The organism is Membranihabitans marinus (assembly GCF_021729155.1).
GTDB classification, from domain to species: domain Bacteria; phylum Bacteroidota; class Bacteroidia; order Chitinophagales; family Saprospiraceae; genus Membranihabitans; species Membranihabitans marinus.
In genome coordinates this window covers 120,730-147,093 of the sequence record NZ_JAJQYA010000009.1, presented here as the reverse complement: position 1 = coordinate 147,093, position 26,364 = coordinate 120,730, and the positions used below count along the sequence as shown (strand labels likewise).

General features: G+C 38.5%; 17 protein-coding genes. 8 read left to right on the top strand and 9 right to left on the bottom strand.

All coding sequences use genetic code 11. The features are described from left to right. Positions 1-110 precede the first annotated feature (110 nt). The 3 genes from LVD51_RS08210 (at position 111) to LVD51_RS08200 (ending at position 5,232) form a co-directional block, all read left to right on the top strand. A complete protein-coding gene (locus LVD51_RS08210) occupies positions 111-2,198 on the top strand; it encodes an alpha/beta hydrolase family protein (RefSeq protein ID WP_236970734.1) in 2,088 nt (695 codons plus the stop codon). Between the two features lie 464 nt (positions 2,199-2,662). Then, positions 2,663-4,063: a sulfatase-like hydrolase/transferase gene (locus LVD51_RS08205; RefSeq protein ID WP_262912744.1), complete on the top strand. Its 1,401-nt coding sequence runs from the start codon at positions 2,663-2,665 to the stop codon at positions 4,061-4,063. A gap of 23 nt (positions 4,064-4,086) precedes the next feature. Then, a complete protein-coding gene (locus LVD51_RS08200) occupies positions 4,087-5,232 on the top strand; it encodes a sialidase family protein (RefSeq protein ID WP_236970732.1) in 1,146 nt (381 codons plus the stop codon). Positions 5,233-5,983: 751 nt separating this feature from the next. Here LVD51_RS08200 and LVD51_RS08195 read toward each other — a convergent pair. The 5 genes from LVD51_RS08195 to LVD51_RS08175 form a co-directional block, all read right to left on the bottom strand. After that, entirely contained in the window at positions 5,984-6,784 is an 801-nt protein-coding gene (locus tag LVD51_RS08195) for an alpha/beta fold hydrolase (protein ID WP_236970731.1), read from the bottom strand. Between the two features lie 19 nt (positions 6,785-6,803). Further along, positions 6,804-7,628 carry a sugar phosphate isomerase/epimerase family protein gene (locus tag LVD51_RS08190; protein WP_236970730.1) on the bottom strand — a complete coding sequence of 275 codons (825 nt, stop codon included), beginning with the start codon at positions 7,626-7,628 and terminating at the stop codon, positions 6,804-6,806. Between the two features lie 12 nt (positions 7,629-7,640). Next, a complete protein-coding gene (locus tag LVD51_RS08185; RefSeq protein WP_236970729.1) occupies positions 7,641-8,492 on the bottom strand; it encodes a sugar phosphate isomerase/epimerase family protein in 852 nt (283 codons plus the stop codon). 27 nt (positions 8,493-8,519) lie between these two features. Next, a complete protein-coding gene (locus LVD51_RS08180) occupies positions 8,520-9,536 on the bottom strand; it encodes a ThuA domain-containing protein (RefSeq protein WP_236970728.1) in 1,017 nt (338 codons plus the stop codon). A 393-nt stretch (positions 9,537-9,929) separates the two neighbouring features. Next, a complete protein-coding gene (locus tag LVD51_RS08175; protein ID WP_236970727.1) occupies positions 9,930-11,162 on the bottom strand; it encodes an MFS transporter in 1,233 nt (410 codons plus the stop codon). Between the two features lie 1,349 nt (positions 11,163-12,511). On the opposite strand from LVD51_RS08175, the gene LVD51_RS08170 reads away from it, so the two are divergent. The 3 genes from LVD51_RS08170 (at position 12,512) to LVD51_RS08160 (ending at position 14,947) form a co-directional block, all read left to right on the top strand. Further along, the gene (locus LVD51_RS08170) at positions 12,512-12,850 is read left to right on the top strand and encodes a P-II family nitrogen regulator (protein ID WP_236970726.1); all 339 of its coding nucleotides are present in this window, start codon (positions 12,512-12,514) and stop codon (positions 12,848-12,850) included. A gap of 25 nt (positions 12,851-12,875) precedes the next feature. Further along, positions 12,876-14,117, top strand: coding sequence for an ammonium transporter (locus tag LVD51_RS08165; protein ID WP_236970725.1), 1,242 nt, complete (start codon positions 12,876-12,878; stop codon positions 14,115-14,117). A gap of 254 nt (positions 14,118-14,371) precedes the next feature. Then, positions 14,372-14,947 carry a DJ-1/PfpI family protein gene (locus LVD51_RS08160; protein WP_236970724.1) on the top strand — a complete coding sequence of 192 codons (576 nt, stop codon included), beginning with the start codon at positions 14,372-14,374 and terminating at the stop codon, positions 14,945-14,947. Between the two features lie 143 nt (positions 14,948-15,090). Here the strand turns inward: LVD51_RS08160 and LVD51_RS08155 are convergent, their stop codons facing one another. Continuing rightward, a complete protein-coding gene (locus LVD51_RS08155; RefSeq protein ID WP_236970723.1) occupies positions 15,091-16,029 on the bottom strand; it encodes a dihydrodipicolinate synthase family protein in 939 nt (312 codons plus the stop codon). Positions 16,030-16,041: 12 nt separating this feature from the next. Continuing rightward, entirely contained in the window at positions 16,042-18,195 is a 2,154-nt protein-coding gene (locus tag LVD51_RS08150; protein WP_236970722.1) for an alpha/beta hydrolase family protein, read from the bottom strand. A gap of 416 nt (positions 18,196-18,611) precedes the next feature. Here LVD51_RS08150 and LVD51_RS08145 point away from each other — a divergent pair, with 416 nt between their 5' ends. Further along, the gene (locus LVD51_RS08145) at positions 18,612-20,297 is read left to right on the top strand and encodes an SWIM zinc finger family protein (RefSeq protein ID WP_236970721.1); all 1,686 of its coding nucleotides are present in this window, start codon (positions 18,612-18,614) and stop codon (positions 20,295-20,297) included. 452 nt (positions 20,298-20,749) lie between these two features. On the opposite strand, the gene LVD51_RS08140 is transcribed toward LVD51_RS08145, so the two are convergent. After that, positions 20,750-24,148 carry a HEAT repeat domain-containing protein gene (locus tag LVD51_RS08140; protein WP_236970720.1) on the bottom strand — a complete coding sequence of 1,133 codons (3,399 nt, stop codon included), beginning with the start codon at positions 24,146-24,148 and terminating at the stop codon, positions 20,750-20,752. Positions 24,149-24,386: 238 nt separating this feature from the next. On the opposite strand from LVD51_RS08140, the gene LVD51_RS08135 reads away from it, so the two are divergent. Further along, positions 24,387-25,250, top strand: a complete 864-nt coding sequence (locus LVD51_RS08135) for a sugar phosphate isomerase/epimerase family protein (RefSeq protein ID WP_236970719.1) — start codon at positions 24,387-24,389, stop codon at positions 25,248-25,250. 11 nt (positions 25,251-25,261) lie between these two features. On the opposite strand, the gene LVD51_RS08130 is transcribed toward LVD51_RS08135, so the two are convergent. Then, the gene (locus LVD51_RS08130) at positions 25,262-26,350 is read right to left on the bottom strand and encodes a DUF4837 family protein (protein WP_236970718.1); all 1,089 of its coding nucleotides are present in this window, start codon (positions 26,348-26,350) and stop codon (positions 25,262-25,264) included. Positions 26,351-26,364: the final 14 nt, after the last annotated feature.

The following is a 26,364-nucleotide window of genomic DNA, read 5'->3' as shown; positions in this document are numbered from 1 at the left end:
TATACTGTGAATTGATTGTAAATAAATGTAAATTTGAAGCGCTTGCATAATTTGGACAAAAATAATATGTATTAACTAAAATTTAAATTATTAATTCAAGGACATCTATTATGATTGAAAACAGAAGGAATTTTTTAAAGTTGTCAGGCCTTTCTGGCGTGGGATTATACACCGCAGGCGTCACAACTTTAAAAGGTGAAAATACGGGAGCTAAAGGGCCTGAGAATATTGAAAACAAAGGGGAATTGAAATTGACCCAGCCAGTCAATCGATTTCCCAGTAGCCTGCACAGCTATTATCAGGATAAAATTCGAGAAAAGGATGCATTGCATACCCAAAAGATCATGGGACTCAACTCTTACCAAGAGGCGTTGGAATACCAGGATTCTATTAAGCGCAAAATCTTGGATTGTATCGGTCCTTTTCCCGAGAAAAATCCTTTAAATGCCAAGGTCGTTGGTAAACTTGATCGAAAAGGATATCGGATCGAATTGGTAACCTATGAAAGTCGACCTGGCTATGTGGTAACGGCCAATCTTTACCTACCCAAAGGAGGACGTAAACCACGACCTGCGGTATTGGGGACTTGTGGTCATACCAGAGAAGCTAAAACCAGTGTATATCAACATTTTGCTCAAAGTCTGGCACTCAAAGGCTATGTGGTATTGTTAATCGACCCGATTAGCCAAGGCGAGCGTTTGCAATTTCCGACGGATGATCGGAAAAGCGAGGTGAAATGGGGAGTAACGGAACACATCTATGTCGGGAATCCATTGAACTTGGTCGGTGAATCTATTGCAGGATGGTTTGCATGGGACTGTGTTCGCGGTATCGACTACTTGTTTACTCGAAAAGAAGTAGATCAAAATCATATAGGTGTAACAGGAAACTCCGGAGGAGGAACACAAACTACTTGGTTGTGTGGTGTCGAACCCCGACTCACCATGGCTGCACCAAGTTGTTTTGTCAATACCATTCGCAGAAATTTTGAGAATCAAGAAGTGCAAGATGCTGAACAATATGTGCCTTTTGTTTTGGAAAATGGACTCGATCATTTCGATTTTATTGCTGCGATGGCGCCTAAACCAGTCATATTGATTAGTCAAGAAAAGGACTTTTTCGATGTTAGAGGAACTGAAGAAGTCTATCATAAACTGAGACATTTTTACAAGTTGCTCGGTGCCGAAGATAATATTCAATTGTTTGTAGGTGATGGCTATCACGGCTATCACCAATCGGGAAGAGAAGCGATGTATGGATTTTTTAACAGCATCACGAAGATTTCAGATGATTCTTTAGAACCGGAGATCGAATTGGAAAAGGATGAAGATTTGTGGTGTACGCCTAATGGTCAGTTGAGTCATGAGGAATCTAAAGTTGTTGGAGATTTTGTGCGTGAGCAATCCCTACAATTAAAGCAGACCAGAAACCCTGGAAATTTAAGTCAATTGCAGACTACAGTCAAGTCGGTATTGAATATCCCTTATTCTACTAAAATATTTGATTATAAAATATTTAGAGGTCGAAAGGAACCGTCTTTTCCCAAAACCTTTGTCAGTGATTATATGGTAGAGACTGAGCCTGGTGCTGAGGTGGCCGTATACAAATTAATGGATGAATTAATATATTCACGACCAACGGTCAATCAACGCAAAGCCGTGATTTATGTGTCACATGAGTCCATGGATGAGGATTTGGTCAATGACGAATACGTGAGAAATACGGTCGTGAGTCATACGGATTACGATTATTATACTTGTGACTTGCGAGGCTTCGGTCAAACGGCACCTAATACTAGGATAAATTATAGCATAGCTTTTCGATCGGAGTATTTTTATGCGATGATGGCCAATTTGCTTGGATCACCACTCTTGGGTAGAAGAACTTATGACCTACTCTGTGTTTTGGATTGGTTGAAGTCTGTGGGTTATTCTGAATTTAAGATAATAGGAAAAGGATTTGGTTCTTTGCCAGCGACTCTTGCCAGTTTAATAGATGAAAATGTCAGGGAGGTCCAACTTAAAAACCCATTGAAAAGTTTCTCCGAAATAGCAGAGTCTAAATTTTATAAATGGCCTCTGTCTTGTATGCCATTTGATGTACTAGCCCATTTTGATTTACCTGATTGCTATAAGCTATTAGAGGAAAAAAATCTGATAATGGATGATGTTTGGGATGCCAATCCTGAATTTGAATAGTCATTCGGCAGGGGAATTATTCTTCTAAAGTATTAGGTGTAGAATTATTTTAACCAATATAATACAATAGAAAAAGGGCAGGAAATGAATTTTTCCTGCCCTTTTTACCCATAGGTTCTCCCCTTATTCTATTCAGTCGGTATAGGTCAAATAAGGTTTACGTATAATATTGGAAACTATTCATTATTAAATAATGAAGATGCCTTTAAATAAGATGAAATCCCGGAAGTAGATGATATTGTCTATGTTTTTATGTAAAACGTATTCAAGAATGGATCGGGAAATTATTCGGTTTTGGGAAGTGCAACTTCAATTATTCCAATTTGATTTTTTAGCTATTTCAAAGAGGGATCTATTTAATTTTGGCTTTTACTTGTACTATACTTAGAAATCCATTTTAATACATATACTTCCGGTTAAAACATCAATTTTTTGTTGTAAAATAGTCGTTTCATACCAAGATTATGGTGGATAGGCGTCGTGTATTTAAAATCATCTTTTGTTTGTTTTGCCTTTTTATTTATGGGATCGGCTTAGGGTCTGTTTATGGGCAAAATGAGTCTCACTCAAATTTAATTGACAGAAAGAATCATCCAAATATTATTGTTATAATGGTCGATGATTTGGGCTATGGTGATATCGGTGCTTATAATTCTACCATAGATTTTACTCCTCATATGGATGCTCTGGCCAAGAAGGGGCGATTGTTTACCGATTTTCATTCCAACGGTCCGATGTGTTCACCTACACGTGCGGCCTTCTTAACAGGAATGTATCAGTATCGATTTGGCCAAAGATTTGAAGGGGCACTCAATGCGAGTAAAAAAGACGAAGGGTTTCCAGTGGACGAGATTACCTTCCCTTCCCTTTTGCAAAAAGCGGGATATCGTACGGCATTATTTGGCAAATGGCATCTGGGAGTAGAATCTCCTTATTTGCCCAATAATTACGGATTTGATGAGTTTAGAGGACTACTTTCAGGAGACGGAGATCACCACAGCCAAATCAATCGTTGGGGGATGGAAGATTGGTGGCACAATGATACTTTGGCCATGGAGAATGGCTATAGTACGGAATTGATTACGAGATATTCAGTAGATTTTATAGAGACTTATCGAGATCAACCTTTTTTTCTTTTTATTTCTCATATCGCTATTCATTTTCCATGGCAGGGTCCAGATGATCCGATGCATCGAAAACCAAGCCATAATTACGAAATGGATAAATGGGGAATAATACCAGATGAGTCCAATGTACGGCCGCATGTTGAGGCCATGGTTCAAGCCGTCGATGAAAGTGTAGGCGAAGTGATGAAGAAATTAAAAGCACTGGGCTTGGATGAAGAAACCCTAGTGATCCTTACCTCTGACAATGGTGGATATTATGATTATAATCAAGGCAGTCATAGCTTCGAAAACATATCTGACAACGGTCCATTGCGGGGACAAAAAACAGAAGTATTTGAAGGCGGTCATCGCGTTCCTTTTATTGCGCATTGGCCGAAGATGATAAATGCGAATACGCGGTCAGAAGCCACGACGATGACCATGGATTTGTTTCCTACCTTTATGAAAGTTGCCAATATTTCATCCAATAAGATGGTGGATGGAATTGATATAGGGCCTGCCTTAGTCAGTGACAAAGGTCTGGAGGATAGAATGGTTTTTTGGAAAAAGGGAGCTGATTATGCGGTTCGCGATAAAGAATGGAAATTTGTTTTTAGCGATAATCAATCTTATCTCTTTAATCTATCTACGGATATAGGAGAGAAGGAAAATTTATTAAGTATTTACCCTGAGATGGTTCAGAAATTGGAAAAGGCTTATGGGGAATGGAGATCAAATATTGAGGCTTCATTGAAATAGAAGAATATTAAAATCAATTATATATGTTTAAGAATTATTTATTAGGAATTTACGCAGTTTTGTTATTATCTCAAACTGTTGGATTGCAAGCACAGTCGTCTATTGAACATCATAAGGTGTACTATGAAGAAGGTCGATTTGCAGGATGGCCAGCCAATCACGGTATTTGGAATTATGGAAATGAAATAGTGGTTGGATTTGTTGCATCTAATCATCAGGCCAGAGGGGGGCATACCTACGATCATTTGATTCCCAGAGATAAGTACGGTCGGAGTTTGGATGGAGGATTGACATGGACCATTGAGGATGCCTATCATAGAGGACAGACCGGATGGCGGTATAATAATCGATTGGCTGATGATGTCAAAGTGGAACCAACTACCTTGACTGAGAAAATAGATTTTAGTCATCCCGATTTGGCATTGACATTCTTAAGGCAGACCAATAGTACTGGGCCATCACATTTTTATTATTCCTATAATAAAGGGAAGCAGTGGAATGGTCCTTATATGCTACCCAATTTTGGGACAAAAGGAGTGGCTACACGAACGGACTACATAGTGGACGGACCAGATCGATTAACGGCGTTTTTAACAGTGGCCAAAAGTAATGAAAAAGAAGGCCGAGTATTATGTGTTCGAACTGAAGATGGAGGATTGACTTGGAATAAATTGGGGTTTTTAGGACCGGAACCCGAAAAATTTGAGATAATGCCTTCTTCTGTTAGGATTGGCGAGAATGGATTCTTAACCTTGGTTCGAGCAAGAACTGTGGATAGCAAAAGTTCAATAGCCAGCTATGTGTCCAAAGACGATGGACATTCGTGGAAAAAAATTGATGCTGCTGTAGAAGATACAGGAAAAGGAGGATCTCCACCAGCCTTGGTTCGGATGCAAAACAATGATTTAGCTTTAGGATATATTGTAAGACAGCCTACAGGTTCTAGAGTTTGCGTAAAATTTAGTAGTGATGATGGACAGACTTGGGGACCTGAAATTATATTGAGACAAGATGGTGCCACTACCGATGCTGGATATCCCAAAATGATTCAGCGGCCGGATGGCAAGTTGGTGATAGTGTATTATTGGAATCATGCTATTTTGAGACCAGAATCCCCCTATCGCTATATCGCAGCGACGGTATTCGATCCGGTGGAAGTCCAAAGATAGTTTTATTCTTATATCAAATGTATTTGTCGGTTATGTATCGATTTGGATGAAGTAAAGACACAAGGTTATGTGTCTTTACTTCAATCAATTTAGACCCATGACATTGCGTCTAAACGTCCGCTATATTTGTTAGAAGATGACGCCTGAGTCAGCCGTATTTGCCATGGGATTAACAGGGCAATCAAGCCTCGGCCGGGAGGACTCGGTTTCTTCAATTCTATTATATTATATTGTAATATGAAATTTTATCCTTGTCAATTTTAATGTAATGTTGTCGCGACACGGAGGTCGTGACTTCTCTCGCCCTGGCTTCCCCACCCACGACACAGAGGTCGTGGTTCCCTCAAGACATTTATATTAATACTGTGACAAGTACTTAAACCTGTCAATTTAAATACAGTGTCGCAGCACAGTGGCTGCGACTATACTCGCCCTGGCCTACCCACCCGGAGCACAGTGGCGAACCCACCCGAAACACGGAGGTGAACGAGCAAGGTGCTTGCACCAGAGCCCGTAAATGGGGCTCTGGCGAGTGAAGTCATGCCCACTGTGGCATGACGAGATTCCATTATATTCGATGACGAGATGAAGTCTGCCCACCCGAGAGACGGAGCTCTCGGTTCCCTCACGCAATCCACATTTACTGGATTTGGTTGTCCTCCGGACAACTTCATTCAGTCATAGTCGTTCACATTAAGGGTATTTGGTCACTACGTGACTTCATTCAGTTACATTCAGTCATGCTCAGTCATTATCGATTCAGCCATTCTGCAACTCTGGGATTAAAATCCTCTATATTTTCCCAATGAAAGGCGTGACCAGATTTCGGATATAGATGAATGTCGGCATTGGGAATGGTTGTGGCCATTTCTTCAGCCATCCATGCCGGTATAAAAGCATCATCTTTGCCGCCTATAATTAGGGTAGGATGAGGGATATGGGCTAAATCCTCCAATACGCTATGGTGAATACACGCTGCTGCTTGACCTTTTAAACCCTGCAATGACTGTGGAAGGTCATCGGTCAAAGCATCTTGTTGATCGGCAGTAAATTCGTCGACTTTGCCTGGCTTGGCCCAGGTCTCATTGGAATATATCAATGTCTGAATAAAATGACTAAACTCCGCTGGATTGAAGTGGGTCTTGCAGTGAACCATGACTTCAAAAATAGACTTTGTTCGTTGATCACAGTAAGCCCATGGGCACATCAATATCAGTTTGTTGACTTTGTCCGGAAAATGAATGGCCAATTGCTGACCGATGATGCTGCCCATGGAACAGCCAATAACATGACACCGATCAATATTGAGTTCATCTAACAGGGCTGCATAATCTTGGGCCATTTCTAATGATGTATACTCACCATCTGGAACTGATGATAGACCTACTCCTCGATTGTCGACGATAATACATTCGAAAAATTGGGACCAGTACACTAAATGATCTTCCCATACTGATCCTCTCGCCGTAATGCCCATGATCATGAGCAGTGGGTATCCACTACCGTGTCGTTCATAATACATATCGATTCCATTGACCTTTGCTATTGACATACTGACAACATTTTTTTATTTATTTAATATTGGGAATCAGCGTTTTATTGATCCATTGCCCATCGTGTAAAGTTACAAAATCGGGATCGTCTAAAGCTTCCTTTCCTTCATCTTCACATACTACCCAGCCATTAAATCCAATATCTTTTAACCATTGAGTAATGCCTATAAGATCGATTTTACCATTACCCATTAATACAAATTCGGGTTCACCATCCCAATCTTTGTAATGTACATGGTTGATGAGGGATTGATACTCTTTCATCTTCGATAATGGATCCATCCCTCCATTGATAATGTGACCTACATCTGGAGTCCATCCAGTAACAGCATCATTGAGATTCTCTAAGATCACTTTGTAATCTTCTTCTGTTCTATTGGTTGAAGTTTCTGGAGAATTGGGGTGAAAACTACAGGCTATACCTCGATCTACGGCCCTTTGAGACACTGCATTGACATTGTTGACTAAGTATTTTCTTCTGGCTTCTAAGTCATTTCTACTGGTAGGCATTTGAACGGTACACAGGACAGCATCGGGAAAATGTTCTAGCAAGGAAATGGCAGAATCGGCTATACGTCGTTCTTCATCGGTCTCGCCATCGTGATTCCAATCCAAGACTAGGGATAAGGCAGATAAAACTATACCTGCCTCTTCCAATTTTTCGGCTAATAATACTGGATCCACCAAGGGCCCCATCCAAGAGTAAATAGGTTGGATACTTTCGAAGCCCGCACGGGCAATGATGTCGATCATATGGCTGAGTTGTCCTTCATAGGCTTTACCATTTTCCTTCATAAACCAAGTATAGACCTCGGATCCAAATTTAAAAGGGAGGTTATTCATTTTATATAGATTTTAAAGATTGTATTTTTCGATGTTGGATTGTATTAATTCAAAACCCTTTTCGGCTACATCCCAAGGGGCGGAATATTCTCGCCATACGTTTATCGAATTGGCAAAACCGGGATCATTTCGAGTAAATGCCTCGATGGTTAACCATCCTGAATATCCTATTTCGGACAATGTCTCAAAGGTTTCACCAAAGGGTATGTGACCCTCTCCTGGTGTGCCTCGATCATTTTCACTAATATGGACATGACCCAATACTGGAGCCACGCGTCTCAGGGCATCGGGAATGCTTTTTTCTTCGATGTTGGCATGATGGGTATCGTAATGAGCCTTTACGTTGGGGTGATTGACGGCCTCCACCAAGGAGGATAATTGCTCCATGGTATTGCATAAATAGCACTCGAATCGATTGATGGCTTCGGGAGTCAATAATACATTGTGTTCGGCCGCATAATCTCCTGCTAGTTTTAGTCCAGCTGCGCTGCGAGCGTATTCTTCTGCATCTGGTGGTTTATTGTAAAAGGTAGCAAAAGCGGAATGAAAAGGACCACAAATTAGGGTTGAATTCATATCTCGAGCTCTGTCGATGGCCCATTTGATTCGATTTACCCCAGCTTCTCGAACATCGGCGCTTGGGTCGATTAAATTTTGATCTGGACCTAAGCCCAATACACATGTTATTTCCATGCCGATGGAATCGCAAAATTCTCCAAATCTCTGATACTCCTCTACATCGTCATTGCCGTAAAATATCTCTACCCCGTCATAGCCAATATCTTTCAATCGCTGTACAGTGGGATAAAGATCTTTGGAAATCGATGCCGTCCATGCCAGGACGTTAAAACCTATTTTAGTCATTATTGTCTATTTTATATTCAAATAATTTTATTGATAATCTTTGGGTTTCTTTCCTTTTACAAATTGATTAAAACCAAATTGGGTGGGATTATAACTACCTATAACATCTACACTTTTACTAGGGTCGATCATGTTTTCTTTGTCCAAAGCCCAATAACAGGCATTGATGACCAATCGACGCAGATCGGGATTTACCAAATCGGTAGCAGCTCCCATAGTAGTGGTAAATACTTTTCCCGTTTTGCCATTTTCGATTTTATAGGATTTCGTCCAAGCTACTGGCATGATGGACTTCTTCCAATTCACCGGTGAGGTCGCCGTCATTCCATTGGTTGACTGGCCCCAAATTAAAACAGTCGCATCTTCGGGCAATTCAATAATGCCATATACGTCGGTAGGGCACCAGATATCGCGAACCCCTTCGAGAACCGGATGTTTGGCTACTTCGGCCAATCCATCAACTAGGGCTCTCGTTCCTTCCTTGCCGTGGATACCATGGTGATTGATCCAGGTTTCTCCAAGTACACGACGGCCAAATCCGCCTGACCAAACGCTGTTGTTTTGAGAAAAATCATATTTGGCATAGGGACTATCCTTGTCTCTACTATATCGGAAGGCATGGGTAGAAGTTCTCAATCCAATGATGGGTTTGCCGCTCTTGAGGTAGTTGTCGAAATATTTCATTTGTTCGTCTGGAAGTTCTCGGAATCGCAACAACATAATCACTAAATCTGCTGATTCGAGGGCTTTCATCCCTGGGATATTGGTCTGATGATTGGGGTCTATTTCTCCTGTCTCTTCATTAATGGCAAAAAGGACGGTGGTTTTAAACCCGTAGGTATGAGTTAGAATCTTGGCCAACATCGGCATACTCTCTTCTGATCGATACTCTTCATCTCCACTCAATAGGACAATGTGCTGTCCATTGGACATCTTCCCTTCTGGTTCAAAACTGAGCCAGGTTACCCCGGGTTGAGCCAAGGCAAGATTGCCCAAAATGGCAAATACAATGATGGCGCCAATCTTTTGTATTAATTTATTCATGTTTAATTGTTTTATACTATAATTATATTTAGATATTTTCTAATAGTAATGTCGAATATTGGATGCCATACATTTTGAAATATAAATATAAAGTGTAAGATTGACAATATATATAACAAAATCAAGGTTTATAGCAAAAAAAATCAGATGATTCAGAACAATCTTTCTATTATTTTTTGATATTCCAATATAAATATTAGTCATGGCTTTAAGAATAAAACATAACTAGATATTAAATCTAAAAATAAGATTTTCATAGACTTTGCTTACCTAGTCTTTCCTAAAAATATACGCGATTAAAAAATAATTGGCTTTGACTTTGCTGGTAAAATAAATGGGCTATCTAAATGAATAGATAGCCCATTTCTATATGAATAGTTGTTGATAACAATATTAATGTGTGGCAGCTACCACTTCTGGTGCTTTGCTACCCTTTTGCCAAAAGTGGAAAATGGTAAACAATACAATAAGGATAATTGGGAAAATGGTCATTTTTAATAAAGTCGCTTGACCAGCCGCCAATTCGAGTTCGGATTCCATAAGTCCAGATGCCGCTAAAGTCTCTCTTGAAGAATCGATCCAACCTCCGATGATGGGTTGAAACATGGCCGATGAAAACATTCCTATGGCACCGATGATGGACATACCCAAAGCACCACTGAGTGGAACTCTTTTGGCTACAGCTCCGATCATTACAGGCCAGAAATAAGCTACTCCAACCGCAAAGAAAATGGCTGCAACATAGGCCATTGGTCCAGTGGCGATACTAAAGAAATATATCCCTAAGGCCGCAAAAATAGAACCTCCTAATAAAACACCAGTCTGTCCCAATTTGCTAACTACTGGTCCGGCAAAGAATCTTAGTGCTGCCATTAATCCAGTCACAAGAGCCAATATCAACATTGGGCTTGCTCCACTTTTGCTCAAGATAATACTTGACCATTGTTGTGGTCCAAATTCTGATATTGCAGTAAGTATCATACAGAAGAACAAGAAGATAAATACCGGAGATAACATAGCCAAGAGGTTTTCTTTTATCGATTTCATTGCTTCCATCTTAGGTTTTGGGAAGGTCTTGCCAAAGAACAATACTGCATAGGCGATGGTTGGAATGATAAGAACCCACATCTGAGCTTGCCAGCCCATATTCATATCGGTCATAAATTTGGATATTAAACTTCCTACAACAATACCACCTGGGAACCACATATGGAATCGATTTAGCATCTTATCCACCTTATTTCCCGAATAAGCATCTGCAATCATTGGATTACAGGCAGCTTCAGTACAACCGTTGCCCAATCCAATGGCTAAGGTAGATATCATCAATGCAACGTAACCGCCAGCATAAATAGTCATGATAATCCCAATGGCATGCATAACAAATGCAACTCGCATGATGTTTTTAGGTCCAAATGTATGGTAGAACAACCCGCCCAATATCATAGAAATGGGGAAGCCCAAAAACCACATTCTGTTAATATTACCCAATTGTTTGGCCGTCAAACCAAATTGTTCGCCGAGTTCGGGTAGGATACCAGTCCTGATTGCGAAGGTAAAAGCAGTGGTTATCAGCGCAAAACAACTGCCGTAAAATAATGCCTTAGTGTTAATGTTTTCGTTCATTTGTATAAATTTTGAAATATTCGTTAATTGCAATTTATATATTCTAAAAAATAATTGGCCAATATAAAAAATGATTGTGGTTTGGTTAATATTCAATCACTAGTATTTTAAAATTAAGACAATCTAACCTTCAACCTTCCTAATCTTACCTACTTTAATACATATAGTTTCAGCGCATTGTATCAATCTTTATAGCCAAAGTCGGTTAATTTTAAACATGAAGTAAAATCTTTTTAATGGTCTGAATTGAATTGGTAAAGAATTTTTACAATAGGTAAATCAAGACTTTATTATGATTATAATAAGGTGATTAATACTATTATATTGGTGTAAGGGATTAAAAGACAATTCCTTAATTTTATGTATGCTGAGAATAATAAGACCACAACTAGGTGGGAATTGCCCAGAATTACTACTTCTATCACTATCCGTTCATGGTTCTCGTTATAAACTTAAGTATCAGTCCTCTCGTAGTTAAGTTATTTTCACTTTTCTCTATCGGAATAGATATTAAAGGCTGAATAATATTACAATTAGATAATTGAGTAAAAAATTATAATTTGGTGTTGGGGCAGCTTCCTTCCCTGAATAATCATAATAAAAATATCTGTTTTCAAAGACCGAGTATTGATTCTAAACTTTTCCACTTGGTATTTATAAAATCTGTATTACTTTATTGACAATTAAAGTTTGTTTTAATTCTTCGAAATCTATAAAAGTAGCAATAAATTATTAAAAAATACAAATTAATATATGTAATTGATTGGATATTGCTCAAATGCTCTATAGAATGTGTTGTCGAGTAGTGGTTTTCTCAACCAAAACTGATAAGATATGGTCAAAATCTGACTGAAATAATAAAGTGTAAGGATAAGTAGATCTGTCAACAAAACAAAAAGTGGATATCGTTGATCCCATATTCCACTATCAAAAGAACCATAATTGAAATCGACATAACCCTTTATAATAATAGCTGTCGCTATTTTCCTAAGGGTTAATTCCCTACAACGAAGGTTTTGTAAGGATAGTATTGGGTTATAGGTATAAAAATACAAACAATTGATTGCAATAAAACACTATATTTTTCCACATCTCAGAGAGAATGTAGCAGAATTACAAAAAAATAAAGTATTAAAAATACGGTCTGAAACAAACAATAGTGGTGGAGTTAAGTGGTTTTAATTCAGCATTTTATAAATATTTTCCCTCGTTTTCAAATACACATTTTTCCAATTATCGAAATTTTTGGAGGGGTTTGCCCAATGTATATTTGTATCAACAAAAAGGCATTATTCGAGCATATGACATGCTGAACTAAATTCTTGATTGATAACTAAAAATGGGTAATTATGAAAAAAATTGAAGCCATTATTCGCAAAAGCAAATTTGAGACTGTAAAAGATGCGTTAGCGAATATTAATGTAAAATTCTTTACAGCACAAGATGTAAAAGGATACGGTTTGCAGAAAGGTGAGAAAATGGTATACCGTGGTTCTTCCTATGGTACGGAGTATATTGACCGGATTCAAATGGACATCTACACATCAGATGAAAAATGCGGTGATATCGTATCGACCATCCTCAAAGCAGGGGCAACTGGGGAAATTGGCGACGGTAAAATAACCGTGTTACCTATTGAAAACATCTATCGAATCCGAAACGCCGAAGAAAACGAAATGGCTATTTAAAAAAAATCTACAAATTATTATTACAATGGATACAAATTTATTTACAACAAACAATTTATGGATACTTATAGCCACGGTGCTGGTATTCATTATGCACTTGGGATTTGCGACATTAGAAGCTGGTTTGGTGCAGAGAAAAAACGCAATCAATATATTATTTAAAAACGTAATGATCGTATCAATTGGTTTGGTCAGTTACTATATCATCGGATTTAGTTTAATGTACCCCGGTGAATCGTGGAACGGTCTAATTGGATTTGCCCAATTTGGACTGGCTTTACCAGAAGGAGATTCTATTGGATATGCAGACGGAAGTTATACATACTGGACGGACTTTATATTTCAGGGTATGTTTGCCGCTACATGTTGTACCATCGTTTCTGGTGCAGTAGCAGAAAGAATGAAACTGGAAAGTTTCCTAGTTATTAGCCTTTTATTTGTTTCCATCTCTTACCCTATTACAGGTATGTGGAAGTGGGGCGGTGGCTGGTTAGACGAGATGGGTTTCTATGACTTTGCCGGTTCAACATTGGTACACTCTGTAGGAGGATGGGGTGCATTGGCAGCCATTATCTTACTCGGCCCAAGATTGGGTAAATATTCTAAAAATGGCATTAACCCAATTCCAGGTCACAATATTCCATTGGCCGCTGTAGGTGTATTCTTATTGTGGTTTGGATGGTTTGGATTCAACGGTGGATCTGTATTATCAGCTGATCCCGATGCCGTATCTTTGGTTTTTGTAACCACTTCATTGGCAGCTGCAGCTGGAGCTATAGGTTCTTTCTTCACAGCTCATGCTTTATTCAAATCTCATGATTTGACCATGGTATTAAATGGTATCCTTGGAGGTTTGGTAGGAATTACCGCTGGTGCAGACTTGATGAGTCCAATGGAATCAATATTGATTGGATTGATAGCCGGTATCATTATTCCTTTCTCAGTAGTATTCTTTGACAAAATGAAATTAGACGATCCTGTAGGTGCGACATCTGTGCACTTAGTATGTGGTATCTGGGGAACATTAGCCGTAGGTATCTTTGGATCAATGGCAGGATTATCTCAATTGATGACACAATTGATCGGTATCGTATCTATCGGTGTATTTACTTTCATCTTTGTATTTGCAGTGGTTTATATAGTTAAAGCTACTATGGGTATAAGAGTAAGTGTAGAAGAAGAGACTCAAGGTCTAGATATGGCAGAACACGATATGCCTGCTTATCATGATTTGGCACCGCGATCTGAAGATTTAGCTGTCAAATAACAAAATGCCTATTCCATTATTGTATTTTATATATTCTAAAGAAAAACCCAGTGTAAAAGTATGCTGGGTTTTCTTTTTGTTATTACCCTAGGATAGATCAACTATAGAGAGGGTAAATCCCAACAGAAATATTTGAATTGACTTCCTTGCCGAAGAAATATTTTACTTTATTTTTGAATTTAATATTAATTTAATGCTGTTAGATATGCTCAAGCTAAGAATGGGCGTTACTTTAGAAATAAAATTATATTATTATGAAAAAAATATTGTTAATCACTGGAGATTTTGCTGAGGATTACGAAACAATGGTTCCATTCCAGATGCTAGAAATGGTGGGTTATGAAGTACATGCCGTATGCCCTGATAAAAAACAAGGGGATACCATTAAAACGGCTATCCACGATTTTGAAGGAGATCAAACTTATACTGAAAAACCAGGTCATCTCTTCGCTTTAAATTATAATTTCAATGCCGTACAAGAAGCCGATTACGAAGGATTGGTTATTGTCGGAGGAAGAGCTCCAGAGTATCTTCGATTGAATCAACGAGTACTCGAGATAACTCGATATTTTGCAGAAAACAACAAACCATTGGCAGCAGTATGTCATGGAATACAAATCTTAACCGCTGCAGATGTAGTCCGAGGTAAAAAATTGACAGCCTATCCTGCAGTAGCTCCTGAGGTTACATTGGCTGGAGGGGAGTATGTATCTGTGCCAGTCACCGATGTAGTGGTCGATGGGCATTTGGTTACATCGCCTGCATGGCCGGCACATCCCAAATGGATAGCTGCTTTTTTAAAAGTATTAGGAGCTGAAATATCGTTATAAGATATATAGATAGGACTTTGTAATAAAGAAAACCTCCACCGTTGTTGTAACGATGGAGGTTTTTATTTTTCCCTCCTCTCTGATTCTCTTGAGAATGAAGTTGATAGATGACCTCTAGGTCATCACTCTAATGTTTACTCCTTTTAGAAATTAATCGACTTAGAATTTCTGTTTTTCTCTATTTCAGATTCTATACTTATGATTCGGTCAATGTGATATGCTGCTTGTCGCTGATGATGAGAATCAAATGTCAGTTGAGGAGATCGCACAGCGTCGGTATCATAGTAACCCTGCTTATGTAATAATTTTTTAAAGAAATAAATAGAAATATCTAAATGTTGGTTGGAGAATGCCAATACAGGTAATATTTTTTCAAACCATTGCCTTGCCTCCTCTATTTGGCCACCTTTAAATAGCCGATATATTTCTGTGTATGTATAATGCATGCCGGTAGGCATAAAACTATGGACGCCTCGCTCCAAGGCCTCCATCATTTGCATAACCGCCCAGCCTCCACTGACATTGAGCATTCCATTACTCCCCTCGATAATACGACTGTATTTAACACCAGCTGGTATAGTTTCCACTTTTAAACAACGAAAAGATTCTACTTTTTCAAACAAACTCAATATTAATTCATCTGGTAGACCATAGCCATTAAAATCCCAGTCTTGCAACATAATCATCTTAGGTCCTAAATCGGCTAGCCTCATAAATTTTTCGGAAAAATCATCGTCGTTTTGATAGGGAATTTGGAAGAGTACTTCACTACATCCCAAACGAATGTACTCATCTAAGAGTTGGAGGTTTTTACTAAAATCTTGTTCGCTTGTCCCCACAATGACGGGAATCTTTCCATTGACCTCTCCCAATACAAAACCGACCAAATCCATTCTTTCTCTTTTTGAAAGTGAATGTACTTCAGCCGCCATTCCCGGTACCAAGAAGCCTGCTACTCCAGCCGACAGGGCATATTGTATGTTTTTCTTGAGGCCAGGATAGTCTATTTCGTTGTCAACAGTGAATGGTGTGTTGAGTACAGATACTATTCCGAAAAGAGGATATAATGTTTTATTTGTCATAAATCCAATAATCTATTTAGAATGTTTTGATAAAAAATTGGAAATTAAATTTAATTTATTGTCCTCATCTACGGTGATCATGGCTTCAACACTGGTTTCTGATTTGATCTGAGAAGTGGTCAAGCCATTATTAGAAGAGGTTTCGACGACGGTATCATTTCCCGATCTCGGATCTAATAATAATATTTTTTCGTTACCCAAAATTTTCATAATATCAGGTAAGTCGTAATATCGTGGACCCCCTGCTACAGAGGAAAAAATAAACTTGGCCTTGTAATCTAAATTGTTGATCATATCCTCGTATGAATACAGTGGGCTATCTAAGATAATTCCTCCATTGAATGCTGAAGTCAATAATTCAGTATGCAATAATTCCACACCCAAAGAACCAGTAGACATCCCGTATAGGGGTAAGTGATTGGCGTTGTTGTCTTCTATCAGATCAATGGCAGCTGCAATTTCTTGAACTCGTTTACCAATAATGGGTTGGTTAATCAATAGACTGGCAAACCATACATTGACGGGAACATCTTGTATTCTGGCATCACCTCCTTGGTAATTGCCTCCATTTTCGCCAACTCCCAATAGATCCAGAGCGATAACGGAATATCCCTCAGCTAAAAGTTGCTTGACACTGGCTTCTTCATTTAAGGCATTGGATTTGCCCAATTCATCTAAATATAGGACCATTCCTTTATGAGTGGACTTTGGTTTCAACCATAATAATGGGGTATAACTGTCGTCTTCATGATGCAACAAATATTTTTCCATCATATAATATTCTTGATCCGATCTTCCCGAAAATATTCTTTCAATGCCTGTTTTGCTTTGAGGTTGATAACCGATAATGTCTCTGACCTGACCTACAAATTTAAGAGGGTCTAATTCCGATCCTTCTGTAATCAATCGGTGTGATTTTTGTTGAGTTTTAAACCACTTTTTATTCAAACTATACATGTTCTCGCCTTTTAAATCTCTAAACACATTGCCTGTGGGAGTGACGAAAAGCTCTTCATTGGACAGGGTATCAATTTTTTGGTCTTTAGACGATCCAGGATTTTTTAAATGTTTTTGAAAGAAGGCGTATGTCGCTTCTCTATTTTTAAGGGTAGACATATGTCCTGCATCGTCTTCTACCTTTTGTGTGTGGTCGGGGAATCCGAAGGCTGCATAGGCTCTTTTTGTTTCACTGAATACTTTTCTTGCTCCATGAATGCTGAAAATATCAGAAGTGGTCGTGACCATCAGATTGGGTTTAGGGGCACGAACATTGATGTAGTCTGATAAATCTATGCCGTTGTAAATGCCATTGATCATATTTTGTTCTCCATCTTGTGGGCCCATAGAATTCATCAAACTTTTAAATGAAGTGATATAACATTCTGGAGCAGCGGCGTAAATTCTGTCGTCAATGGCTGCAATATATGCCGTTTGAGTCCCTCCGCCCGATCGACCCGTAATGCCGATTCTATTCATATCTACATCGGATCTGGTCTCCAAATAATCAATAGCTCTGATACCATCCCATACAAAATAATGTGCAGGAGATCGCCCAGCTAAAAAAGATTGTACCCCTGGATAAGAGTGCTCAATGGTGGAGCTTTTGGTCGGTTTGCCATTGTCGGATAGGTATTGAATTCTTTCTCCTTGACCTATTGGGTCAAAAGCTAAAACAGCAAAACCTTTCTTTACGTAATTGAAAATCATGGTTTGATAGGTCGGACTTCGAAAACTATCTGGAGTATGTCCACTACAGAATATTATCGTAGGCATTTTCCCACTGTGGCCTTTGGGGTATATGAAAACTGAGGTGACATAATATCCGGGATAGGATTCGAAATAGAGTTTTTCGATAATCATGTCTTCCTTCTCCAACTTTCCAGTAATGACTGGGTTAAGTGGGGTTTTCTCAGGAAAAGGGCCCATCATTTCATTTAATTTTTCCTTGATGTATTGCTGACGTAATTCCCAATCTTGCTGGCTGTCCAGAGAGGCAATTTCTGCCTCACGCTCATCTAAATAATCAAATGCAAGCGCTTTCAGATTTTGGTATAAATCATTTTCTGGATCTCTTAAATTGCTCCAAAAGTTAAATACATCAGTATTTTGTGCCGTTAAAAACAATGGCAATAGGAAGCAGGTTATGAGTATAGATTTCAATTTCATGTTATTAAAGGGTTTTTATCAATGATATTTATAGGTTAATAGTGAAAATTCAAAAGAATCTTTTACAAAAATCTAAACTAAGCATTGTTTATTGGAATATGAAAACAATACTTCCTTAATACAGTAAATTGTTGGATTTTATAATATTTATAACATTGGATTTTTTAAACCCTTTTTAATACAATAAAATAAAAACGCTAAATGTATTTGATTTACTGGAAATATTGTTGGTGGTTCTCTTCTATGGAAAAGAGTAATGAGCATTAAAAAGACCTTTACTTCAAAAACTTTGGTTAAGATTATTTTTACCTATTATGGACTTGAATTCAATTTTTTTACGGTAAAAAAAGTTGTAAATTATAAGATTCATTTTTAAACATGATCTACTGTCTCGTTATTTATAAAAAATTAATATTATGAACATTTCATTATCCTCTTTCGAACAAGTAATAGATGAGGCAATCTTGAATAGAGGTCTAAACTGTTTTTCAAAAGGTGGAGTAAAAGAGTTCGCAGAGACTTCTGCTGGAGAGTATATTGCCAGAGTATCGGATACCGATGTATACACCGTCCATTTAAAAATAAACAGTGATATTATTGTCGATCACCATTGCAGTTGTCCAAACGGCAGTCCGATATGCAGTCACTTAGTTGCCGTTATATTTTTTATTCAACAAGATGATTTAAATTTTGAAACCAAAAAAGTCAAAAAGAAAAAAGCCAAAAGAGTTAAGTCGGAAGGGATGCAAGTAAAGGAGGTATTGAAAAAAATTTCCCCTCTAGATCTTCTTCAATTTATCGAGGAAGAAAGTTCTAGCGACAAAAAATTTCGAATGCGTCTATTGGCTAGATTTGATGATTTATTAGAGGATCATTCCAAAGCGTTTTATGAAAAAAGGCTGAAGGCAGTTATAAGATTGGCTATTAAAAAAAATGGCTGGAGGACAGATGTTGATTCTCCTTTTGTAGAGTTAATGCTTCGGCCGATTTTTAATCGTGCTGTTCAAGCAATGGAAGACGAGACTTTTGAAGTGGCATTTGATATCCTTGTCGCTCTGTTGGAAGCTTTGTCCGTTGGTCATGGAAAGTTGCCTGCCGATTATGGAGAGATAGGTTTTCACATTGATAAGGCGCTAGATATGTTGTTTGAATTGTCAGAGTCACCATTGAGTCCTCAAATGCGAAAGCAGGTTTTTGATTACTGTATAAAGGCTTATGACTACGAAACATATCAAGAGTGGAATGGTCATGCCGCTATGATGAAAATCGCTAGTTCTCTAGCTTGCGATACCGATGAGGCAGAAAAAGTATTTGAATGCCTAGATCAGCATAAAAAGTCGGGGGGGAAAGAAGAGTCTGAAATATTAAGGTTAGAACTCATCAGAAGGTTTTATGACGATACTGTGGTCGAAGAATATATTAAAAGTCATTTGTCCAACCCTGGTATTCGCGATATTGAAATTGAAAGAGCGTTTGATAATGGGGATTATGATCGGGCCAAGCTATTGGCTAAAAAAGGCATAAAACAAGATGAGTCTAAATTTAATAGGTCTACTAGGCCTTGGTATCATTGGTTATTAAAAATAGCTATTGTTCAGGAAGATCAAGAGAATATTATCGGATATGCTCGTCATTTAGTTATGAATGATTATCATGGTTCAAAGGAATATTATCAGATTTTGAAATCGATTTTTCCAGGTAATCAGTGGGATGACTTTATTGCATCTATGATCGATGAGCTTAAAACCATGACATATTGGCAACATCAAGAAGTGCTCAAACAGATCTATATCGTCGAAGAATATTGGGATGAATTGTTTTTACATATAAAAAAACAACCTTCCTTAAACGCATTAGAACAGTATGAAGAACTTTTATTGCCTCACTATCGCAAAGAGATCATGGACCTTTATGTTACCTTAATTATTGATTTTATGATTAACAATACGGGTCGGAATTATTATCGAGCGATGTGTAAAATAATAAAAAGGATGAGGAAAAATGGGGGAGAAGAAGAAGGGGAGAAGGTGATTGCAAAATTGAGAGCAACATATCCCTACCGAAGAGCCTTAATCGAAGAATTGGATAAATTGGAGATATAGGAATACACTTTTTGGGGATATCCCATTTCCCTAATACCATCACTATTGAACTATTGTTTTCGAAACACAAAACTTTTAATCCCAAATGGATTTTATAATGAGCAAATGAAATTCATGATCGAATGAAGTGTAATCACACCTGGGCACAGTTTCGAACCCACCCGAGGCGCAGTGGCCTCGGATCCTTCATTTTAGCAAGCCTAGTCGGAGCACAGTGGCTATCTAACCTGGTAGTAGTATGTTAAATAGGGCAAAAAATATAGGAGCTTAAGATAACTTTAAAAAATATGACAAATGAAAGAAAGAAGTGTAGTTCCGACTTTAAGAAGATGATAATTTCTCTGGTAAATGGAGAGGAAGCATGGCTTCCATACTACAGCCTCACCTATCCATTAATAAATTAACAATTAAAATCTACTTGCTGTAAGGACACTAATGCTATGACTTTTTCTCTAGTGTATTTCTTTTAATCCTGATAAAAACGCTACAATATCTCTCATTTCGCTCTTTTTCAAGATCGTCTTCATATTGGGCATACTTGAGGGACTGTTTTTGCGCTCCTTTATATCTGATTTGGCAATGGTTTTAATGTCGCCTTTACCCATCTTAATCACCAACGATGCCTCATCCTCATCTACAACGGTACCAGCGAGAGTTTCACCGTTGTTTAGCGTTGTCGACACAATTCCGTAGCCTTGAGCATAAGCGGCACTGGGGTCAATTAAAGACTCTAGGATCTGAGCTCGAGTAAGACGTTTCCCTACTTCGGCTAGTCCCGGACCAGCATTTCCACCCACTTCAAATACCGCGTGACATCTAATACACTGAGCTTCGGGATGGTTGTAAAACAATCGTCGACCTTTGCCTGCATCACCTCCGTATAGGGCTTCTCTATACTGATCTACTATATCGCTGCTATCTTTGGACTGGTTGTAAGTTTGAAGTAGTTGTTTTAGATTTTCATCTTCTTGCAACTCAACGGTTTCTATCAAATCTAATTCAATTTCGCGCGGTAATCTCTTTGCGATCAACTGATTCATCGACTCTGTGAGTATGGTAGAGGCATTATCCGAAGATATCGACCTCAAAGCAATCAATGCTGCTTGTTGTTCAGAGATAGTCCCAGACCGCAGTACTTTTTTAAAGAGTTTAATAGATTGTTGTGGTGAAATATTGGACTTGGGCAAGAGCTTTAAAGCTTCTGATCTTACCTCGGCATTTTTGTCGGTAAGACTTCTTTCCAATGCGATTTCTAAAGTAGAAGATTGCAAGGTGTTCAAAGTGTTTAAAATAGTCTTCTTAATATCGGCATCGGTGGTCGAGTATAGAAGATTGATCAATTTTTGATCATAGGTATCGATTTTCAATCGACCAATGGCGGCTACAGTCTCAAGTTGAACAATATTATTTTTCTCTCTCAATAGCCGAGGTAAAAGTGGATTCAATTTCTCACGTGCCATGGATGCATCCCTCGACAGAGGACCTCTATATCTTCCATCTACCCGATCAAATAACGATGGATTAGACCATGAACTCAAGGTGGCTATGGCCTCAGCCCTCATTGCTGCAGGAGCCGAAGTCATCTGAATAAATTCTATTAAATTGTCGATGTTTTCGGGGTTGCCTACTCTAAGATTGGCATTGATTGCTCTTCTTAAAATAACCTCCTTATTTATTCTTTTTTCAGTTAAAATATTAGCCAAATCTTCCAATGCTTCGGGGATGGAAAGGTCATCGTTAATAGCCCGAGCTGCCTCAGCCACTATGTATTGACTGTCGTCTTGAAGAAATCTTGCCACACCCTTGTCGCTCATTCTTCGAAGAGCTACTACTGCTACTATTTTTTTGGCCTTAGATGGATCATCAACCAAATCCAGTAATGGATCGGCATCATCAATTCTCGCCAGAGCAATGGCGGCTGCATGTCGCAACCAAGTGTCTTTATTATCGTTGCGTTCCACTAAGTCCAAGATGGGGTGGACGGCATTTTCGCTTTCTATTCTACCGAGGGCTTCCACGGCAAAGAGCTGCACTCTGGGTGAATAATGATTAAGCAATGGAATTAAACTTTCTTCAGCTTTGTGATATTTGACATCTCCTAAATATTTTGCTGCTTGAGCACATATTTCTGGGTCTTGATCTCTCAATAGGGGAACCAGTACAGAGGCATAGTCTTTGTCTACTTGTCTTGCCAGTTGGGAAATACCCCAGATGCCATGAATCCTAGCTATTGGATTTTCTCGTTGATTAATGGCAGAATTTAAGATTTCAAATCCATCTTCCCCTCGTTTGACCAATTCAAATTGCGCTTTTTTTCTGACTCTTAAGTCTTGATGGTATAGCAATTCGGAAAGAATTGATTGTTTTTTATTAGAAAAATTGGATTGTAGTATTTCTTTAGTTTGTGCTCTTATGGGACTATTTTCTTGTCCTGGTATATCTAGTTTCCAAATTCTACCTTGCCTCTTGGGGTCCCACCCATCGATCCAATCTCCGAAATACAGGGATCCATCTGGTCCAAAATCTAGACCTGTAGGGAGTAGACCATTGACGACTTCTTGGGTTTTGTCCAATTTGAATCCGGCTCCATCGCTGGCCAATGTGAAGGCGTGAAGAGGTGATCGGGCTGGAGTACCTCTAAATTCTGCGATGAAAAAATGGTCGTACCAATCCGGACTCAAAGCCGTTCCTGGGTTGTAGACCAGTCCTGTTGGACCATTGATATAATTGGTTATTGGAGGAAGAAAATAAGCTGCTTGGTTTTTCCATCTGGGGATGTGCATTTTTTCATCCATCCACACTTTGTACCCATTATTTGTAGAATCGGTATATTTTCCAAATTGCCAATTGATCCGCCATCCACTGTCAGAACCATCGATTAAATAGGTGAGGCGTTCTCTTTCTCCGCGTTGATCGCTATCGTTGTCTTCGGTGATAAGATTGCCGTATTTGTCAAAAACAAATTCATGAGTATTGCGCAATCCATGGGCAAATACTTCGAAATTACTTCCATCGATATCCGACCGAACTATTATTCCTTCATTGGGGTAGGCGTGTTGTTTGCCTTCTTTGTCGATAATATTGGCCCCAATATCACCGATGCCCCACCATATTCTCCCTGCAGGACCGATGGTTGCTCCAGACATACCATGGCCCCCAAAGCCAATGTGAACGGCATAACCGTGACTGATAGACTCTGTTTTGTCCGCAATCAAATCGCCGTCGATATCTTTAGTTCGCCAAAAATCGGGACCGATGGCAATGTATACCTCTCCGTCATGGACCTCAATTCCATTGGCAACATCGGTTATTTCTTCGTGAAAATCCTGTAAATACAGTTGACTGCGATTGGCAATCCCATCTCCTGAATTGTCTTCGACAAACCAAATTTCTTCTTTTTCAACCGTCAAATCTCTCCAATCTCTGACCCCATCATTATTGAGATCTTTTAAAAAACGTTTTGATTCTTCACTGTCAGCTTCAAAAGTTTTGCGCAAAAACGCTCTTCGATCTTCTACCGTCTTAAAGGAAATAGAAGCCGTCATCCAATTTTTGTGTTGTCGTATATCAAATTCTGAATGGGTTTGTCTAATGGCACTGGTATAAAATACCCTTCCTTGGTCATCTATACTGATGGCTATAGGATCGTTGACCAATGTGTCCGAAGCCCATAGGGTGAGTTCAAAAGGATCTGCGACTGTGACATTTACTTCTTGTTGGAGCTTCTTAGAGATCTCCAAAGCTTGCTCTGGTTTTAATTCTACAGATCGATTTGGATAAATAGGAGGAATGGATTCTTTACAGGATCCTAATAATAGACCAAAAAATAAAATGTAGATATTTAACTTCATGCTTTTTAAAATGTATAATCTCAATTTATGGGTGAACTTGGAGTCGTATGCGATCAAAAGTAAGGAGATTTTTTTGAAATGCATATTATTGTAAATGGAAATCAATTAATTTAAATATAATATATTTATTTGTATATTGTTCGGGAATTTTATTTTTTAAAACGATATCGATGTTCTACTATTTTTCAATAAACGTGAAAATAAGATAAAGATATTTTGTGTGAAAAAAACTTTTTAAATGGTTAAAGAAATAATAAAAATCGGGCTATTAGCTCTGTTGTGTATCAATATAGGATGCGGCATTGCCAATAAGGGCAATAATTCACTTCAACCTAGTCAATTGGGGGCTGTTTCCTACACTTTTCGAGTAAGTTTGGGCGAAGATATTCCTTCCACCTTGGACAGAATAAAAGCATTGGGGATTACCAATATGGAATTTTCAAGTTTGTTCGGTGCCTCGGCTCGAGACTTGAGGTCAATGTTGGACGAAAGAGGAATGATCTGTACTTCTTATGGAACGAGTTATAGTCGAATCCAGGAAGATTTGGACAAGGTGATTTCAGAGGCCAAGACTCTTGGTGCCAAATACGTGAGAGTAGCTTATATTAGTCATACTGCACCATTTGATAAATCTCATGCTGACCACGCTATTGAAGTTTTTAATACGGCGGGTAAAAAGTTAAAGGAGAATGGATTGACATTTTGTTATCACAACCACGGTTACGAATTTAGACCTTACAAAGACGGTACTTTCTACGACTACATCGTTGAAAACACTGATCCGAACTATGTGAGTTTTGAATTAGATATTCTTTGGGTCGCTCATCCCGGTCATGACCCTGTTGCCTTAATTCAAAAGTATGGTGATAGAATGCGGCTCATGCACTTAAAAGATCTCAAAAAAGGAGTGGTCGGTGATTTTAGTGGACGGACTCCAGTAGAAAACGATGTTGTTTTGGGAACAGGACAAATCGATATGAAAGGGGTATTGGAGGCAGCTAAAGATTCCAATATTGAGTATTTCTATATCGAGGATGAAAGTCCTCAACCCTATCAGCAAGTACCTGAAAGTATGATATTCCTAAAGGAGTATTTTAAATAATAACCTAAATATTACTGTGGACTATCCTTGGACAGTTTAACCTGTCTAAGGATATAGTCTAGGTAAAGCATGGATAATTTTTTGGTTTTCTCTGGTGAGTAAACAAATCCATCGACAAATATTATTTCTTGTTTTACATCATCTAGTATGGCATAAGACACGAAGGATCCCCCCATAAAGTCATTGACAATTTCCCAAATTCCCCTTGCTTGAACAGCGTATTTGCCATCGATCTCCAATTGATTGATATACAGAGGTAGATCGGTGTCATTTATCCTCATATAAGTGTTGGGAAGAGAAGATGAAATATATTCTCCCACTCTATTTCTTAGGGCTTTAACTCCCTCTCTCGAAAAATCTTTGGGATCTTTATACGGACGTTTAAAAATGAGGATAGATCGGCTAATGTCTGGGATTTCTTGTCGCAACCACATTACAGAATCGGTGACCAATGCCGTAGTGTAATCGGCTGGAATGGCCATGTCTATTCCAAATATCTGTTGGATACTATCGGTAATCGCTCGATTATTGCCCTGGACGAAAACCGTGGATCGAATCATACTTTGATAAAACTTTTCTACTTCCTTGGATATAGTAGTGTAAGATCGCTCTATTTCATTGATTAAAGCTTCTCTATTGGGGGCGTATATATACACGATTAATTGATCTTTAGCCCATTTATCCTTACCTATTTTGACACCTGATTGGGTTTTGTCCAATCGACCTCTAAAGTCCTTTTCCACCATTCTAGTCATATTGTTATCTTGACTAAAATCCGCCAGGAGTAAGAAACATTTTAGTTCTCTCAAAATAGGTTGTGCATCTAAATCTTCAACGGAATATTGTCTCAATTCAAAATAAGGTTCTGGTTGAGGCAATATCGGATATGCCTGCCCATAATTGAAATCTACTGAATCCAATACTGGTGATGCCAAGGTCTCCTCGTCCGAAAGCACGTTGATTTGGTAAATTTTACCAATGGCCGGTGGTTTTATTTGAGAGGTATATGGATCCCGATTGGAATTACAACTTAGGGTACATAAACCTATTAATAAAATAATATTTAGTAGAGATGGATAAGACATTGTAATATACTTCATTATAGGATTAGATG